This is a genomic window from Collinsella sp. An7, assembly GCF_002159335.1.
Lineage (GTDB): Bacteria > Actinomycetota > Coriobacteriia > Coriobacteriales > Coriobacteriaceae > Coprousia.
In genome coordinates this window covers 34607-51222 of record NZ_NFHP01000004.1, presented here as the reverse complement: position 1 = coordinate 51222, position 16616 = coordinate 34607, and the positions used below count along the sequence as shown (strand labels likewise).

13 protein-coding genes and 1 tRNA gene are annotated in these 16616 nt (G+C 64.6%); all 14 read right to left on the bottom strand.

From position 1 onward, the window contains the following. Nucleotides 1-60 precede the first annotated feature (60 nt). Nucleotides 61-151: transfer RNA gene (locus B5G20_RS05765), tRNA-Leu, on the bottom strand. Nucleotides 152-556: 405 nt separating this feature from the next. Next, complete coding sequence (locus B5G20_RS05760; protein WP_158094405.1) at nt 557-2245, bottom strand: ABC transporter substrate-binding protein; 1689 nt, start codon at nt 2243-2245, stop codon at nt 557-559. A gap of 376 nt (nt 2246-2621) precedes the next feature. Next, nucleotides 2622-3641: a dipeptide ABC transporter ATP-binding protein gene (locus tag B5G20_RS05755; RefSeq protein ID WP_087355851.1), complete on the bottom strand. Its 1020-nt coding sequence runs from the start codon at nt 3639-3641 to the stop codon at nt 2622-2624. Then, nucleotides 3642-4778 carry an ABC transporter ATP-binding protein gene (locus B5G20_RS05750; protein WP_087355850.1) on the bottom strand — a complete coding sequence of 379 codons (1137 nt, stop codon included), beginning with the start codon at nt 4776-4778 and terminating at the stop codon, nt 3642-3644. Continuing rightward, nucleotides 4778-5728, bottom strand: a complete 951-nt coding sequence (locus B5G20_RS05745; RefSeq protein WP_087355849.1) for an ABC transporter permease — start codon at nt 5726-5728, stop codon at nt 4778-4780. The genes B5G20_RS05750 and B5G20_RS05745 overlap by 1 nt, the downstream gene beginning before the upstream one ends. A 12-nt stretch (nt 5729-5740) precedes the next feature. After that, nucleotides 5741-6778 carry an ABC transporter permease gene (locus B5G20_RS05740; RefSeq protein ID WP_087355848.1) on the bottom strand — a complete coding sequence of 346 codons (1038 nt, stop codon included), beginning with the start codon at nt 6776-6778 and terminating at the stop codon, nt 5741-5743. A gap of 301 nt (nt 6779-7079) precedes the next feature. Then, nucleotides 7080-8744 carry an ABC transporter substrate-binding protein gene (locus B5G20_RS05735; protein WP_087355847.1) on the bottom strand — a complete coding sequence of 555 codons (1665 nt, stop codon included), beginning with the start codon at nt 8742-8744 and terminating at the stop codon, nt 7080-7082. A gap of 451 nt (nt 8745-9195) precedes the next feature. Next, nucleotides 9196-9450 (bottom strand): preprotein translocase subunit SecG, encoded by a 255-nt coding sequence (gene secG, locus B5G20_RS05730; protein ID WP_087355846.1) that lies wholly within the window; start codon nt 9448-9450, stop codon nt 9196-9198. A gap of 225 nt (nt 9451-9675) precedes the next feature. Further along, nucleotides 9676-11244, bottom strand: a complete 1569-nt coding sequence (gpmI, locus tag B5G20_RS05725; protein WP_087355845.1) for a 2,3-bisphosphoglycerate-independent phosphoglycerate mutase — start codon at nt 11242-11244, stop codon at nt 9676-9678. Further along, entirely contained in the window at nt 11244-12011 is a 768-nt protein-coding gene (tpiA, locus tag B5G20_RS05720; RefSeq protein ID WP_087355844.1) for a triose-phosphate isomerase, read from the bottom strand. The genes gpmI and tpiA overlap by 1 nt, the downstream gene beginning before the upstream one ends. Further along, nucleotides 12001-13197, bottom strand: a complete 1197-nt coding sequence (locus B5G20_RS05715) for a phosphoglycerate kinase (RefSeq protein WP_087355843.1) — start codon at nt 13195-13197, stop codon at nt 12001-12003. The genes tpiA and B5G20_RS05715 overlap by 11 nt, the downstream gene beginning before the upstream one ends. 168 nt (nt 13198-13365) lie before the next feature. Next, nucleotides 13366-14391, bottom strand: a complete 1026-nt coding sequence (gap, locus tag B5G20_RS05710; RefSeq protein ID WP_087355842.1) for a type I glyceraldehyde-3-phosphate dehydrogenase — start codon at nt 14389-14391, stop codon at nt 13366-13368. A 197-nt stretch (nt 14392-14588) separates the two neighbouring features. Beyond that, a complete protein-coding gene (gene whiA, locus B5G20_RS05705) occupies nt 14589-15515 on the bottom strand; it encodes a DNA-binding protein WhiA (RefSeq protein ID WP_087355841.1) in 927 nt (308 codons plus the stop codon). Between the two features lie 75 nt (nt 15516-15590). Continuing rightward, a complete protein-coding gene (rapZ, locus tag B5G20_RS05700) occupies nt 15591-16526 on the bottom strand; it encodes an RNase adapter RapZ (RefSeq protein ID WP_087355840.1) in 936 nt (311 codons plus the stop codon). Nucleotides 16527-16616: the final 90 nt, after the last annotated feature.

Sequence of the window (16616 nt, the reverse complement as noted above, 5' to 3'; positions counted from 1 at the left end):
GCGCTTGCCCGGCCGTGCCTCGATATGAAAAGAGCCTCCGAAGAGGCCCCGAAGATTCGATGGTGTCGGAGGCGGGACTTGAACCCGCATGACCGTTGGTATGGTCACTAGCACCTCAAGCTAGCGCGTCTGCCAATTCCGCCACTCCGACAAGCAGCAAAGAGAATAATACCCAAGCCCCTAGGAGTGCGCAAGGGGGAATTTTAAAAAAGTTTGTGCGGAGGGTTCAAAGCGGGAGCGGGCAGGTCCCGCTGGGGAGTTTCATTCATCACATGGGCAGGTAGAAGCACCAGACGGGACAGGGCGCCCAACGGCGGCGAGGCGGAGGGAACCTGCGGGCAACGCGTAAACGCGGTAGAGGGCCCTACGGGCGACGCGACAGCGCGGCAGGGCCCCACGGGCGAAGCGAAGAAGGGCACCACCGGGCAACGGCACCAACGAAGCAAAGAAAGCCCGCGGCAACGGCACCAACGAGTCGAGGGGGTGCTCGTGCGCGACGGCACGAGGGAGACAGGCTGTGGCAACGGCGCAGCTTCCGAAAGGCCACGCCCCTCCCCTACTCCTCGGCGAGCACCGCCCCCGCCAGGTCGAGCGCGCCCGTGGGCTCGACCACGAGCGTCTCCACGCGGTTGGAGGTCGCCACGGCGTGCGCCGGGTAGGTGAGCGGAATCACCGGCATGTCCTCGGCGATCAGATCCTCCGCCTGCTGCAGGAGCGCCATGCGGTGACCGGCATCTTTGGTGGCGCGCGCCTCGGTCATGAGCGCACTCGCCTCCTCGTTGGTGTAGCCGCTCACATTTGCGCCGCCGAGCGACCGGGTGTGGAAGAGCGGAAAGAGGATACTCTCGAGCGTGGGCTCCTCGGTCTGAACGTCAAGGCGCGCAAGGGTAAAGTCGCCCGCGGCAAGTCGATCGTAGAATACGTCGTATTCCAGCCCCTCAACCTCGCAGGGCACGCCCACGGCTTTGAGCTGCTCGGCAAGCTCCTCCATGGCGGACTCGCTCCCACCGCGCGTGGCGTAGATGATACTCACGGCAACCGCGCGCTCATCGGAGTCGAGCAGCGGGTACAGTCCGTCGAGCAGCTCCTCGGCACGGGCCGGGTCGTGCGCCGTATACGCCCAGGCGCCCTCGCGGTACCCGGGAACGACCGGCGGAACAATGCTATCCGCAGCAAGGTGCATCTCGCGGTAGATGCGCTCGCAAAGGCCCGTGCGGTCAAAGGCGAGCGAGAGCGCACGGCGGAAGTCGGCATTGTTGCAGGGGGCGACCGCGGTATTACAGACGAGGTAACTCGTGGCGAGGTCGGCCGCATAGACGAGGTGCTCGCCCGGCCCCGCCACGAGCCCGTCGACCGCCCGGCCATAGCGCGCGCCTGCCCCTTCGAGCTCGTCCACCGGACACGAGGCCACATCGACCGCCCCCGTCAGAAAATCCTGAAACCCACTCGCCGTGTCGGACTCAAAGGGAAAGCGCACCCGCTCGATCGCCGGAACCGTGCCCGCATAATCGTCATAGCGCTTGAGCTTGATGGCAGCCGAGTTCTTGCCCCACGAGCCGTCGAGCATAAAGGGGCCGTTGCCCACCGGCGCAGAGCCAAAGGCCGCCACGTCCGCCTCCGCCGCCTCGGGCACCGGCGAGAGCGCCAGATGCGCCGCAACGTACGGAAAGTCCGCGTACGGCTCGGTGAGCGTAACCACGAGCGTCCGGTCGTCGGGGCAGGATACGCCGCTGAGCCCATCGGCCTCGCCCGCGCGAAGCTCGGCCGCACCCGCCACGAGCGCCAGAAGGTAGGCATGGGGCGAGACCCCGTAGGCGGCGCTTGCCGCGCTCGAGGGGTTGAGCAGGCGCTCCCATGCGCGCTTAAAGCTCGCAGCCGTTACGGGCTCACCACTGTGGAACATCCGATCGCGCAGGTAAAACGTAATCGTGAGGGCATCGTCCGAGACCTCAAAACGCTGCGCCGCGCGGCCCACGAGCTCGCCGGTCTCGTAATCAAAGCCCGTCAGGGGCTCAAACACCTGCCGGACGATCTGCAGACCCGCCTCGTCGCTTGCAAGAAAGGGGTCGATGCTCTTGGGACGCAAGATGGCGACGCCAAAGCTCTCGTCAGCCGCACTGCCGTCTGCAGAGGAACCCGGAGCCGAGCAGCCCGAGAGCGCCGCGAGAGCTACCGCGCCAAGCGCGCCACCCACAAGGGCGCGACGAGAGACGAGCGGGGCAAAGTTGGGGTTACGGCGATCCATGGGCATCCTCACAAGCACGTGCGGTCGGTCCTGCTCTCCAAGACGATAGGGCATGCGCACCACAACGTCCACAGACGCAAGCCCGATAGCCCGGAATCTGCAGCCCAACGCAACAACCCGGCGGACACTGCCACAGATCGCGCGCACCACGCCTTTGCAGCAAGAAGGGACCCCGTCCCAACCAGGACGAGGTCCCTCCCCACGTAAGAGCCTCAACCCAAGACTCTCAACCTCGTAGGCACAGGCGCGCAGGCGGGTGGGCTTGCCGTGTTTCCCGACGGCGTTTCCCGCAGTCCTTTGCGCGCGGACGCGCAAAGGACGAGGACCACGCCAGAGGGAAACACGGCAAGCCCACCCGCCGCCGGGAGCACCTCACCTACAGGTCAATATGCGATTCCTTGATCGGGAACGGCTGCGCAAAGTGGCACGCGCAGAAGTGCCCAGGCTCGACCTCGCGGAACTCCGGCTGCTCCTCGGCGCACTTGGCCTGCGCGATCGGGCAGCGCGTATGGAAGCGGCACCCGCTCGGCGGGTCGAGCGGCGAGGGCGGATCGCCGGCGAGGATGATGCGTCGACGGCTCTTCTGCAGGTCCGGGTCCGGAATGGGCGCGGCCGAGAGCAGAGACTGCGTGTAAGGGTGGTTCGGCTGAGCGTAGAGGCTCTTCCAGTCGGAGAGCTCCACGATCTTGCCGAGGTACATCACGGCCACGCGGTCCGAGATGTGCTGAACGACGGAGAGGTCGTGCGCGATGAAGAGATAGGCCGTGCCAAACTGCTTCTGCAGCTCCTTGAGGAGGTTCAGCACCTGCGCCTGGATCGACACGTCGAGGGCCGACACCGGCTCGTCGCAGATGATGAGCTTGGGGTGCAGGGCAAAGGCGCGCGCGATACCGATGCGCTGGCGCTGACCGCCCGAGAACTCGTGCGGATAGCGGTTGATGTGCTCGGGGTTAAGACCCACCACGTCGAGGAGCTCGCGCACGTACTTCATGCGCTCGCCCTGGCTGCGGCCGTCACCATGGATCTGCAGCGGCTCCGAGATGATCTCGCCGATGGTCATACGCGGGTTCAAGCTCGCGTACGGATCCTGGAAGATGAACTGCATTTGGCGGCGAAGGTCCTTGAGCTCCTTCTTGTTCATCTTGGCAACGTCGCGGCCCTCAAAGTATACGTGGCCGGCGGTCGGGCGCGTGAGGCGCATGATGGAGCGACCCGTCGTGGACTTGCCGCAACCGGACTCGCCCACCAGGCCGAGGGTCTCGCCCGCGTTGATCTCAAAGCTCACGTCGTTAACAGCCGAGACCTTCTTGGCAAAGCGGCTCGCAAAGACGCCGGACTCCGCCGGGAACTCCTTGGAGAGGTGCTCGACCTTGAGCAGGGGGGTGTTCTCTGCCATTTATGCCTCCTTCGTCTCGGTCGAGGGTGCCTGCTCGGCCTTGGCCGCGGCGCGGCGCTGGTCGAGCTTGGCGCGGGTACGGGAGTTCTCGGGTGCTGCCGCAAGGAACGCCGGGTCGTCGGCAAAGTGGCACGCCGCGTAGTGGCCCGTCTCGGTGGTGAGGTACTCGGGCGCCTGCTCATGGCAGATGTCCACGGCGTACGGGCAGCGCGGGGCAAACGGGCAGCCAGAGGGCAGGTTCACGAGCGAGGGCGGGTTGCCCGCGATCGGCGTGAGCTCCTTCTTCTCGTCGAGCCCGTGCTCGGGGATGGAGCGGATGAGGCCCCAGGTGTAGGGGTGGCGCGGCTCGTAGAAGATCTCCTCGGCCGTACCGAACTCAACGGGGCGGCCGGCGTACATGACCATGATCTTATCGGCCATGTCGGCCACGACGCCGAGGTCGTGCGTGATCATGATGATCGCGTTGCCGTTCTTCTCCTGCATCTCCTGCATGAGCTCGATGATCTGCGCCTGGATCGTTACGTCGAGAGCCGTAGTGGGCTCGTCGGCGATGAGGATGTCGGGGTCGCAGGCGAGCGCCATGGCGATCATCACGCGCTGGCGCATACCGCCCGAAAACTGGTGCGGGTACTCGTTCACGCGCTTCTCGGGCTCGGGGATGCCCACGAGGTCCAGAAGCTCGGTGGCGCGCTTGAGCGCCTCCTGCTTGGAGTAGCCGCGGTGCAGGCGCAGGCCCTCGCCCACCTGGCGCCCGATCTTATAGACCGGGTTCAGGGAGGTCATGGGGTCCTGGAAGATCATGGCGATGTCGTTGCCGCGGATGTGCTGCATCTCCTCCTCGGTCATCTCCAAAATGGAGTGACCGCGGTAGCGGATGTCGCCGCCCTCGATCTTGCCCGGGGGCATCTCGATAAGGCCCATGATGGTCATGTGGGTCACCGACTTGCCGGAGCCCGATTCGCCCACCACACCGAGGGTCTCGCCGCGGTCGAGCGTGTAGCTCACGCCGTCGACCGCATGCACGATACCGTCCTGCGTGTGGAAGTACATCTTGAGGTTGTCGACCTCGAGCAGGTGCGAGCCCTCGGGAATGGGCTGCTCCTTAAGGTCGACGTAGCTGGAGTTACGCTTAGCCATTATGCATCCTTCATCTTAACGTCGAGCGCGTCGCGCAGACCGTCACCCAGCAGGGTGAACGCGAGCACCGTGGAGAGGATCGCGAGACCCGGCAGGATCATGAGCCAGGGCTGGGTCTGCAGGTACTGCTGACCGTCCTGGATGAGCGTGCCCCACGAGGGATCGGGCGGCACGACGCCCATGCCGAGGAACGACAGAGCGCTCTCGGTGAGGATGGCGCCGCCGATGTTCATCGTGGCGTAGACCACGATGGAGGCCACGGAGTTAGGGAAGATGTGGCGCACGATGATGCGCGCGTCGGAAGCACCCATGGCGCGTGCGGCGTCCACGTAGTCGTTCTGCTTGACCGAGAGGATCGCCGAGCGGAAGACGCGGGCGATGCTCGGCCATCCGAGGATGCCGATGGCGATGAACACGTTCTGGATGCCGTTGCCGATCACGGCGATCATGGCAATGACAAAGAGCGTGTAGGGGAACGCCAAGAAGATGTCAGCAAGGCGCATGATGATGGTGTCCCAGATGCCGCCGTAGTACGCAGCGAGGGCGCCCATCACCAGACCGATGGCCGTGGAGATGCCCGTGGCCACCACACCGACGGTGAGCGAGACGCGCGCACCGTAGATGACGCGCGAGAGCACGTCACGGCCGAGCGTGTCGGTACCGAAGGGGTGCTGGAGCGACGGCGGCAGGCGCGAGGCGTCGGCCATGCTCACGCCGGCAGCGGTGGCGTTGGGGTCGCCGAGGACCTGCGGCACCCACAAGTCGGCCGAAAGGGCAACGATCACGATGAACACGATCCAGATCGCCGCGATGATGGCGAGCTTGTTCTTCTTAAGACGGCCCCAGGCGTCGCCCCAGAGCGTACGCGACGCAGCGCTGTCGCTCGAGCTCGCGGCATGCGCGGGCGTCTGGATGTGCGCGTCGGCAGGAATTGCGTGAGGATATTTCATGCTGCTCCTCCCCTAGCCCTCGTTCTTGGAGCTGCCGAGCCTGATGCGCGGGTCGAGGAAGGCGTAGCTCACGTCGACGATAAGGTTGATGATCATGACCACGACCACGATCACCGTCACGGTGCCCATAACGATGGGCCAGTCGCGCTGGGTGATGGCGATATAGGTCTCGCGACCGATGCCGGGCCAGCTAAAGACCGTCTCGGTCAGGATGGCGCCGGCGAGCATGGCGCCAAAGTCCATACCCACGTAGGTCACCACGGGGATGAGCGCGTTCTTGAGCGCGTGCTTGCGGATGATCGCGCTCTTGGAGAGGCCCTTAGCCTTGGCGGTACGGATGTAGTCCTGGTTCATAACGTCCAGAAGCTGCGAGCGCATGATGCGCGCGGTGTAGGCGGTCGAAACCGCGGCGAGGGTCACGGCCGGGAGGATGTAGTACATCCACGCGGGGTACTTGGCGATGGGGCCGGCCACGCCGGAGATGGGCAGCGACAGGGCGCCACCGGTGAGGTCCTTGAGCCACACGCCAAAGATGAGCTGGAGGAGCATGCCGAACCAGAACGCCGGCATGGCCACCAGAAGCGAGGTCACAAGGGTAACGAGGATATCCCAGAACGAGTAGCGCTTGATTGCCGAGATGATGCCCGCGCCGATACCCACCACGGCCTCAATCACAATGGCCACCAAGGCGAGCTGAACGGTGTAGGGGTACTTCTGCGCGATGATCTCAGACACCGGGGTGCCGCGCTGGTACGACGTGCCGAGATCTCCGTGGAGCAAGTCCGACAGATAGGTGACGTAGCGCTTCCACATCGGCGTCTCGATCGTGTCGCCGTTCTCATCGTAGATGATCTTGCCGTCGGCATCCGTCTCGATGAACCCGTGTGTCGCACGGAGATTCAGTTCAACCTGCGGGTCGAGCTTCCTTTCGCCGGCGATCAGCTTGATGGGATCGCCCGGCACCACGTTCTGCATGATGAAGAGGATCAGCGTCACGCCAAGGAAGACAGGGATGAACTGTAGGATTCGCTTGGCAATGTACTTGACCACGGCGATACCCTCCCTTGTCTGGCTTATACGACTACGGCGCTTTAGAGCCGTAAAGTGTGAGTATACCGGAAAACACGGTACCTCATCAAAAATATGCGAATGAGCGAGATGCACCCACCCCATTTCATGCGTTTCACCATATCGCGGTAACACACTGTCAACATTTTTGTGGGAGCACGGTCCCGGCGCGCCGCGGGCCAGGACGCCCTGCCGCGCCGCGCCCCGCATGCAAAGGGGCGCCGCGCGAGCGACGCCCCTTGGGCTACGACCCTACCGAGCCGTTATGCGGCAAACCCGTACCTTACGCGAGTTCAGCGGTCTCGAAGTGCGGGATGGTCTGCGAGTCGTAGTAGAAGCTCGCGAGACGATCGGTGCCCACATAGTTGTGCGCATAGTACATAATCGGGATGACCGGCATGTCCTCGCCCACCTGGTGGCAGATCTGACGGTAAGCAGCCTTGCGCTCCTCCTCGTCCTGGATCTGGCGGGCGGCCAGCATAGCGGCGTCAACGTCGGGGTTGTTGTAACCACCGTAGTTGTTGTCGGCCGTGGAGAAGAAGTTCGGGTAGAGGAAGTTGTCCATGGTCGGGTAGTCAGCGGTCCAGCCGAGGCGGGCGAGCTGATAGTTACCGTCGGACAGGTTGTTGAGGTAGGTGGCCCATTCGGTGGTGTCCTGGGTCACGGTGATGCCCACCGCCTCGAGGTCCTGCTGCACCTTGGACATGAGGTCCTCGTGGCCGCCGTCGCCGTTGTAGCTCAGGCTCACCTTGATGTCGCCGTCGGCGTAGCCGGCGTCGGCCAGAATCTGCTTGGCCTGCTCGGGGTCGTACTTGCAGTACTCCCAGACGTTCTCCTCGTTGTCGTCGATGGAGAGCGGCATGATCGAGGTGGCCGGCTCACGATAGCCCTCGTAGAGGGTATCGACGATAGCCTGGCGGTCGATGGCCAGCGAGATGGCGCGACGCACGTTGACATCGGAGAGCGCCGGGTCGTTGAGGTTGACGACGAGGTAGTAGGTCGAGAGCTCGGTGCCCGTGAGGACCTGCTTGCCCGGGGTGACGGTAAAGCCGTCGTCGGAGAGACCGTACTGGTCCACGGCCTCCTGGATCTGTCCGGTCGGGATCATCGCAAAGTCGATGGAACCGGCCTGCAGCTCACGGTAGGCGGTGTCGGGGTCGGCCTGGATGGAGAAGTACACACCATCGATCTTGGGGGCCTCACCGTAGTAGTCCTCAAACTTGGAGGCGATGATGTACTGGTTGTGCTGCCAAGCCTCGTCAAGCTTGAAGGGGCCGTTGCCGATGGGCTGCTCGAGGAACGCCGCCGGGTCGTCGAGGGCGGCCTGCGGAACGGGCACGAGGCCCGGGTGGCAGCACACGGCGGTGAAGTCGGCCATCGGGTCGGTGAGGGTCACCTGGAAGGTGAGGTCGTCAACGGCGACGAGGCCGGAAATCTCGTCGGCGTCGCCGGCGGCCATCTCGGCGTAACCGGCCACGGGGGCGAGGTGGTAGCCGATCTCGGACGGGGACTTCATGGTCGAGTCGGCCAGGCGCTCCCAGCCGCGCTTGAAGGAAGCGGCGTCCACGGGGTCGCCGTTGTGGAACTTCATGCCCTCGCGCAGCTTGAAGGTGTAGGTGAGGCCGTCCTCGGAGACGGTCGGGAGCTCGGCGGCGGCCAGCGGCACAACGTCGTTGGCGGCCCAGTCCCAAGTCACAAGGCCGTCAAAGGTAGCGCGGACAACCGCGGTACCCTGGTTCTCCTGCGCGTTGTACGGGTCGATGTACGCCGGCTCGGAGAGGTAGAAGCTGATATAGTTCTCGCCGACCTCGGGGGCCGCAGCCGGAGCGCTGCCCGCGGAACCGGCGGTGGTGCCGCCGTTGCTGGTGCAGCCGGCCAGCGCGGCAAGCGCGCTCGCAGCAAGGGCGCTGCCCACGAACTGGCGACGATTCAGGTTGATCTGTGCCATGCATTTCCTCCTTTAGGCTAGGTGCGCTCTTTGCACACCCCTTACGCAACCGTGACGCACGCCACGCACAAGGGTGGCAGCATCAAGGCATTGCAGATTACCTTACCCGATTCACCGTGCATCCGGGATGGTTTTTCGGCAAACGTGCTGGGCCCTCTCTGGTTTAGTGGAGTATATGCTCCTTTATCTGCACTATTTTTGGTTTCGCCCGCCCGCCGTGAGCGGTCGGTGAACGGATTGTTTCCAAGCTGTTTCTTCAGGCTGACTCGGACCTCAAGCTTTGTGTGGGAATCGCGAAGAGCGGGGTGCGAAGCGCCTGTATACAAGAGGGCCGCCCTTACGAGCGGCCCCTCGATACGGCTGGATTTGGCTTACGCTGGGGTGCGGGCTTTAGCGCTTGCGGTCGTGCGGCTCCCCGGGAGCAGTGCTCGAGCGCAGTTTTAAACGCAGCTTAAATGCCCACGATTCCCTGCGGGAAGAAGAACATGCAGAGCACCACGCACACGGCAAAGACCACCGAGACGATGATGGTGAGACGGTCGAGGTTCTTCTCCATAACGCCGGTCGCAGCGCTCGCGTTATAGAGCGAGCTAGCGATCATGTCGGACACGCCGGTGCCCTTACCGGAGTGCATGAGCACGAGCGCGATGAGCGCGAGCGTGGAGAGCGCCCACACGGCAAAGATAACGATCTGGAACGGACCCATAGGTTACGACTCCTTCGGTGTCTTGCTAGAACGTTCAATATGCTACCACACCGTTTGGTGCAGTTGGGGACGTGTTCCATCTGACCCATTTTTCTTCCCAAAATGGGTCAGATGGAACACGTCCCCAAATGACCCACGTGACCCAAAAAGGAGGGCCGCCGCAACCTGGTGGCTGCGGCGGCCCTCCCTATGAACGAAAATTACCCCGTCCCAAAATGAGTCAGGTTACTCCTCGGTGGCGAGGACGCGACCGGTCATCTCGGCTGAGGGCTTGAGCCCGGCAAGAGTGAGCAGCGTCGGCGCGATGTCCGACAGGCGCCCGCTCTCGATCCCGGTGAGCTTGGCCTTGGGGTCGACCACGATAAACGGCACGCGGTTGGTGGTATGGGCGGTGAAGGGGTGCTTCTCGCCTGCATCGTCCACGTCGTACATGTGGTCGGCGTTGCCGTGGTCGGCGGTGATGAGCGCAAAACCGCCCTTGGCGAGAATCGCGGGAATCACCTTGGAGAGGCCATCGTCCACGGCCTCAACGGCCTTGACGGCAGCGTCAAAGACGCCGGTGTGACCCACCATGTCGCAGTTGGCATAGTTCACGATGTAGAAGTCGGCCTCATCGTTCTCGATGGCGGCAACGAGCTTCTCGGTGACCTCGGGCTCCGACATCTCGGGCTGCAGGTCGTAGGTGGCAACCTTCGGCGAGGGAACGAGCACGCGCTCCTCCCCCTCCTTGGGCTCCTCGACGCCGCCGTTGAGGAAGAACGTCACGTGGGCGTACTTCTCGGTCTCTGCGGTGTGCAGCTGCTTGAGGCCGTTCTGCGCGATGACGTCGGCCAGCACGTTCTCGGGGAACGTCTTGGGGAAGGCCACCTCGACGTTCTTGAACGTATCGTCGTACTCCGTCATGGTGACGAAGTGCGAGAGCTTGGGGGCAACCTTGCGCTCAAAGCCGTCAAAATCGGGCTCGGTAAAGGCGCGCGTCATCTCGCGGGCGCGATCGGGACGGAAGTTGAAGAACACCATCGCGTCGCCGTCGTGCACGCCCTCGTTATGGCAGGCGAAGGGCTCAACGAACTCGTCGCCGCGCTCGTCGCGCTCGTAGTAGGCCTCGACACCCTCGACCGGATCGACATCCGGGCCCTCCTGGGGCAGGGTGATGACGTCGTAGGCGCGCTCGACGCGCTCCCAGCGGTTGTCGCGGTCCATGGCCCAGTAGCGGCCGGAGACCGTGGCGATGCGGGCGTCGACGCCGGTGTACTTGGAGAGCGCCTCGAGGTTCTCCTTGAGGGTCTTGATGTAACCCGCGCCGGAGTGCGGATCGACGTCGCGGCCGTCCATGAAGCAGTGGAAGCGAATCTTCTCCACGCCGTGCATGGCAGCGAGCACCGACAGGACCTCGCCGTGGCGCTGCATGGAGTGCACGCCACCGGGCGAGACAAGACCGAGCAGGTGGACGGTGCCGCCGTGGCGGCCGGTGTCCTCCATCGCCTTGGCGAGCGTGGGGTTCTCCTCGATCGAGCCGTCGATGATGGAGTTGTTGATGCGGCTGAGCTCTTGGAACACGATGCGGCCGGCACCGATGTTGAGGTGCCCGACCTCGGAGTTGCCCATCTGACCCGCAGGCAGGCCCACGTCCTCGCCCGAAGCGCCGAGCGTGGTGTGCGGATACTCGTTCCAGAGCTTGTCGAGATAGGGCTTCTCGGCCTTAAAGACGGCGTTGTTGTCGCCGGCCGGAGCCAGGCCAAAGCCGTCCATGATCACGAGGAGCGCCGGAAGATGGCGCTTGTTCTCTGCCATTACTCAGCCGCCTTCTCAACCATGGCCGCAAAGTCATCGGCCTTGAGCGAAGCGCCGCCCACGAGGGCACCGTCCACGTCCTCCTCGGCGAGGAAGCCGGCGATGTTCTCGGGCTTGGCGGAGCCACCGTAAAGGATGCGGATGCCGTCGGCGGTCTCCTGGCCGAAAATCTCGGCGAGGGTCGCGCGGATGGCGCCGCAGACCTCCTGGGCGTCAGCGGCCGTGGCGGTCTTGCCGGTGCCGATGGCCCAGATGGGCTCATAGGCCACAACGTACTTGGAGGGATCGGTGATGGTGAGGCCCTCGGTGTCCTTCTTGATCTGGTCGACCACGAAGGCAACGTGCGTGCCGGCCTCGCGGACCTCGAGCGACTCGCCGCAGCAGCTGATCGGGGTGATGCCCGCGGCCATCAGCGCCTTGGCCTTCTTGTTGATGTCCTCGTCGGTCTCGTGGAAGTAGTCGCGACGCTCGGAGTGACCGATGATGCAGTACTCGGCGTTCACCGACTTGAGCATGCCGCAGGAGGTCTCGCCGGTGTAGGCGCCCTTCTCCTCCCAGTACACGTTCTGGCCACCGAGCTTGATGGCGGACTCGGCGATCTTGTGCGAGGTGCAGGCCAAATCGATCGTCGGCGGGCAGATGACCACCTCGACGCTATCGGAGGCCGGAACCTTCTCCACGAGCGCCTCGGCCAGCTCCTTAGCGGCCGGGACGTCGTTGTTCATCTTCCAGTTGCCTGCGATGAGGCGGGTGCGCTTACTCGGCATCGTTCAGAGCCTCCACTCCAGGAAGGGCCTTGCCCTCGACGAGCTCCATGGAGGCGCCGCCACCCGTGGAGATCCAGGACATCTTGTCGGCCAGGTTGAACTTGTTCACAGCGGCCACGGAGTCGCCACCGCCGATGATGGAGGTGCAGTCGGTGTTGGCGGCCACGGCCTCGGCGACGGCCTGCGTGCCGTGCGCGAACTGATCCATCTCAAAGACGCCCATGGGGCCGTTCCAGAAGATGGTCTTGGCGCCAGCGATGGCGTCGGCGTAGAGCTTCTCGGTCTTGGGGCCGATGTCCATGCCCATGCGGTCATCGGGGATCTTGTCGGAGTCGACGACCTCGCCCACAGCGTCCTCGCCAAAGTGATCGGCCACGACGTTGTCGACGGGGAGCAGGATCTTGACGCCCTTCTCCTCGGCTTTCTTGAGCATCTCGCCCGCGCGCTCGACCCAGTCCTCCTCCTTGAGGGAGGTACCGACGGTGTAGCCCTTGGCGAGGAAGAAGGTGTAGGCCATGCCGCCACCGATGATGAGGGTGTCGGCGGAATCGATGAGGTGATCGAGCACGCCGATCTTGGAGGACACCTTGGAGCCGCCCACGATGGCCACAAACGGACGGGCCGGCTCAGCGAAGATGCTGGTCAGGGTGTCGACCTCCTTCTCGAGCAGGAAGCCCGCAACGGCCGGCAGGTACTCGGCCGGGCCCACCACGGAGCCCTGAGCACGGTGTGCGGTGCCAAAGGCGTCGAGCACGAAGATGTCGCCGTAAGAAGCGAGGGTCTTGGCAATCTCGGGGTCGTTCTTCTTCTCGCGCTTGTCAAAGCGGACGTTCTCGAGCACGAGGATCTCGCCCGGCTCGAGGGCGTCGACCGCAGCCTTGGCCTTCTCGCCATAGGTATCGTCGACGAACTTGACCTCATAGCCGGTGAGCTCGGCGAGCTTGTCGGCGGCCGGCTTGAGCGAGAGCTCGGGCTCGGGGCCGTCGCCCTTGGGGCGACCGAGGTGGCTCATGAGGATGATCTTGGCGTTGTGGTCCTTGAGGTACTGGATGGTGGGGATGGCGGCGCGCACGCGCGTGTCATCGGTCACCACGCCGTCCTTGAGCGGCACGTTGAAGTCAACGCGCATGAGGACGCGCTTGCCGTCGACATCGATGTCGCGGACGGTCTTCTTGGTGAAAGCCATGTGCATCTGCCTTTCGTCGGGTTGGTGGGACTTCCATCTGTCGAGGGCGCGGGTCGAGCGGGCTCGCCTCCCGGGCGCCCATCGAAAAAGGGGCGCGGCTTCTGGGCCCAAACCCAAAGGCCGCGCCCCTGTCAGACGCTAAAAGCGCTTAGAGTCGTGCGTCGGCACTTAGGCGACGAACTTCTCGAAGTACTTGATGGTGCGGACCATCTGCGAGGTGTAGGAGTTCTCGTTGTCGTACCAAGAGGTGACCTGAACGAGGCTCTGGCCGTTGCCGAGGTCCTGGACCATGGTCTGGGTGGCGTCGAAGATCGAGCCGTGGGTCTCGCCGATGATGTCGGAGGAGACGATGTCGTCGGTGTTGTAGCCGAAGGTCTCGGGGATGGTCTCGGCGTAGGCCTTCATGGCGGCGTTGACCTCGTCGACGGTCACGGTCTTGTCAACCACGCAGTAGAGGTTGGTGATCGAGCCGGTCGGGGTCGGGACGCGCTGGGCGGCACCGATGAGCTTGCCGTTGAGCTCGGGGAGCACCAGACCGATGGCCTTGGCGGCACCGGTGCTGTTGGGGACGATGTTCTGAGCGCAAGCGCGGCTGCGGCGCTTGTTGCCCTTGCGCTGCGGGCCGTCGAGCGGCATCTGGTCGCCGGTGTAGGCGTGAATGGTGGTCATGATGCCGGACACGATGGGCGCGAAGTCGTTGAGACCCTTGGCCATCGGGGCGAGGCAGTTGGTGGTGCAGGAAGCGGCGGAGATGATGTTGTCCTCAGCCGTGAGCTGCTCATGGTTCACGTTGTAGACGATCGTGGGGAGGTCGTTGCCCGCAGGAGCGGAGATGACGACCTTCTTGGCGCCAGCGTTGATGTGGGCCTGAGCCTTCTCCTTGCTGGTGTAGAAGCCGGTGCACTCGAGGACGACGTCAACGCCGAGCTCGCCCCACGGGAGGTTGTTAGCGTCGGCCTCCTTGTAGATGGTGATCTTCTTGCCGTCGACGGTGATGGAGTCCTCGCCGGCCTCGACCTTGTGGTCGCGAGCGTAGTTGCCCTGCGTGGTGTCGTACTTCAGCAGGTAAGCGAGCATGTCCGGGGAGGTGAGGTCGTTAATGGCGACGATCTCGGAGCCCTCGTGACCGAACATCTGACGGAACGCCAGGCGGCCGATGCGACCGAAGCCGTTGATAGCAACCTTTACTGCCATGCGTGTCTCCTTTCGTTAGACCCCCGCGGGCGGGTGCCCGCTGTCGAGGCCCACAAACAAACCACTCAACCAATATACCTTTTTTTCAAAATCTCAGTCGCGTCATTACGGACTTTTTGACCGAACGCTGATGTTGACGGTGGGTCTCAAAATCCACGCGGGCCCGCATCAAGCACCCGAGAACCGACCTGCCGCCGCTATTCGCGCTCCCCTACCAGCTTCTCGAGCCGCAGGACCCGGTGGTAGAGCGCCGACTTGCTGAGCGGCGGGTCGGCGAGGGCCCCGAGGTCCCTCAGCGACAGGTCCGGATGCGCCAGGCGCAGGTCGCAGAAGGTGCGCAGCGCCCCGGGCAGGGTGTCGTAGAGCCCCTCGTCCACCACACGGCGGATGAGCTCAACCTGGTGCTGGGCGGCGTCGGCGGTGCGCGTCTGGTTGGCAAGCTCGGCGTTGACCTTGCGGTTGACGTTGTTCTTGACGAGCTTCATCGCGCGCGCGTCCTCGATCCCCGCCACGCTCCGGGTCGCACCGAGCTCCGTGAGGAGCCGGCAGATATCCTCGGCGCTCTTGACGTAGACAGCGTAGGCCCCGCGGCGCGGGTTTACGCGGGCGCGCACCCCCTCCTGCTCGATGAGCTTTGCGAGCCCGCGGGCAAACTCCTCGCCCGAGACCGCGATCTCGAGGTGAAAGTCGCCCCGCGGGTCGGCCACAAAGCCCCCGGCGATGAGCGCGCCGCGCAAGTAGGCGAGCCGGCAGCACGGGCGAGCCACCACATGCCGGGGCACCCCCGCCACGAGGTTGCCCTTGCGGTCGAGCACGCCGAGCAGCACGAGCGCTTTGTCGAGCCCCGGCTGCTCGGGGAGGGTGATGAGGTAGTTGCGCACCTTGTGGAGCACCGAGCGGCGCGGGGTGAGCTCGGTCTTGAGCTTGAGCACCGTGTGGGTGAGGTTGATCATGGTGCGCGCCACCGCGCCCGTCTCGGTTGCCACCGTGAGCCGGCGGCCCGAGCCCGCAATCGAGAGCGTGCCCGTCACGCGCACGAGCGCCGCAAGTGTCGCCAGGTTGCAGTATTCGCAGACGGGCTCACAGCGCGACAGCTCGTCGCGCACCTCGGCCGTAAACGACATGCTCCTCCTCTCCTGTGAGCCGGGTTGGGGCGGGGCGCCTCACGCCGCGCGGACACGCGCACGCGCCCGGCACGCTCAGTGGATCTCGCCCTCGGCCGTGCGGTTGGCGCGGGCAAGATCGCGGTGCGAGACCGTCACGTGGTACTGCTGCCCCGCGAGGTAGCGCCCTGTGGCCTCGGCGATCGCAACCGAGCGGTGCTGACCGCCCGTGCACCCCACCGCGATAGAGAGCTGCGGCTTGCCCTCGGCCACGTACCCGGGCATGACCGCATCGAGCAGCTGGCACCAGGCGCGCCAGAACTGCTGGGTCTTGGGGTGGTCGAGCACAAAGGAGGCGACCTTCTCGTCCTTGCCGGTGAGCTTGCGCATCTCGGGGTCGTAGAAGGGGTTGGGCAGAAAGCGCACGTCGATCATGATGTCCGCCTCAGCGGGCAGGCCGTGCTTAAAGCCGAAGGAGAAGACGTGCACCTCCATGAGCTGCTGGTCGGTGAGCTCGGAGAAGGCAGCTCGCAGGCGGGCACGCAGCGCGGAGGTGGCGAGGTGCGAGGTGTCGATGATCATGTCGGCGCGGTCGCGCACCACGGCGAGCTGCCGGCGCTCGCGCGCGATGGCGCCGGAGGTGCTCTCACCGGGGGCAGCGAGCGGGTGCCGACGGCGGTTCTCGTTATAGCGGCGCATGAGGACCTCGTCCGACGCCTCGAGGTAGACGACCTCGACCGACATCTCGTGCTCCTCGAGCGCCTCGATCACGTCGACAAGCTCGTCAAAGAGACCCTGACTGCGCAGGTCGCAGGTAACGGCGAGATGCCTCCCCACGCCCGAGTTGATGCCCACGAGCTCGGCGAGCTGCTGGATGAGGCGGGGCGGCAGGTTGTCGATGCAGAAGTAGCCCATGTCCTCAAAGACGTGCATCGCCTGCGTGCGGCCCGAACCGGACATACCGGTGATGACCACGATATCGGGCACGCGCTCGGCGTTCTCCTTGCTATGGATCGCCTCGTCGCTCGGCATGGTCTACCTCCTCAACACGTTAAGCCTGTGGATAAGTATAACCGTGCGGCGGTGGGGACAGACACTTGGTCGCGCGCCCCTCGTAGGACA

Coding starts and splice junctions, on each gene's coding strand:
- B5G20_RS05760 (WP_158094405.1), bottom strand. CDS start 2,245: ATGGATCGCCGTAACCCCAACTTTGCCCCGCTCGTCTCTCGTCGCGCC.
- B5G20_RS05755 (WP_087355851.1), bottom strand. CDS start 3,641: ATGGCAGAGAACACCCCCCTGCTCAAGGTCGAGCACCTCTCCAAGGAG.
- B5G20_RS05750 (WP_087355850.1), bottom strand. CDS start 4,778: ATGGCTAAGCGTAACTCCAGCTACGTCGACCTTAAGGAGCAGCCCATT.
- B5G20_RS05745 (WP_087355849.1), bottom strand. CDS start 5,728: ATGAAATATCCTCACGCAATTCCTGCCGACGCGCACATCCAGACGCCC.
- B5G20_RS05735 (WP_087355847.1), bottom strand. CDS start 8,744: ATGGCACAGATCAACCTGAATCGTCGCCAGTTCGTGGGCAGCGCCCTT.
- secG (WP_087355846.1), bottom strand. CDS start 9,450: ATGGGTCCGTTCCAGATCGTTATCTTTGCCGTGTGGGCGCTCTCCACG.
- gpmI (WP_087355845.1), bottom strand. CDS start 11,244: ATGGCAGAGAACAAGCGCCATCTTCCGGCGCTCCTCGTGATCATGGAC.
- tpiA (WP_087355844.1), bottom strand. CDS start 12,011: ATGCCGAGTAAGCGCACCCGCCTCATCGCAGGCAACTGGAAGATGAAC.
- B5G20_RS05715 (WP_087355843.1), bottom strand. CDS start 13,197: ATGGCTTTCACCAAGAAGACCGTCCGCGACATCGATGTCGACGGCAAG.
- gap (WP_087355842.1), bottom strand. CDS start 14,391: ATGGCAGTAAAGGTTGCTATCAACGGCTTCGGTCGCATCGGCCGCCTG.
- whiA (WP_087355841.1), bottom strand. CDS start 15,515: ATGTCGTTTACGGCCGAGGTGCGCGACGAGCTGTCGCGCTGTGAGCCC.
- rapZ (WP_087355840.1), bottom strand. CDS start 16,526: ATGCCGAGCGACGAGGCGATCCATAGCAAGGAGAACGCCGAGCGCGTG.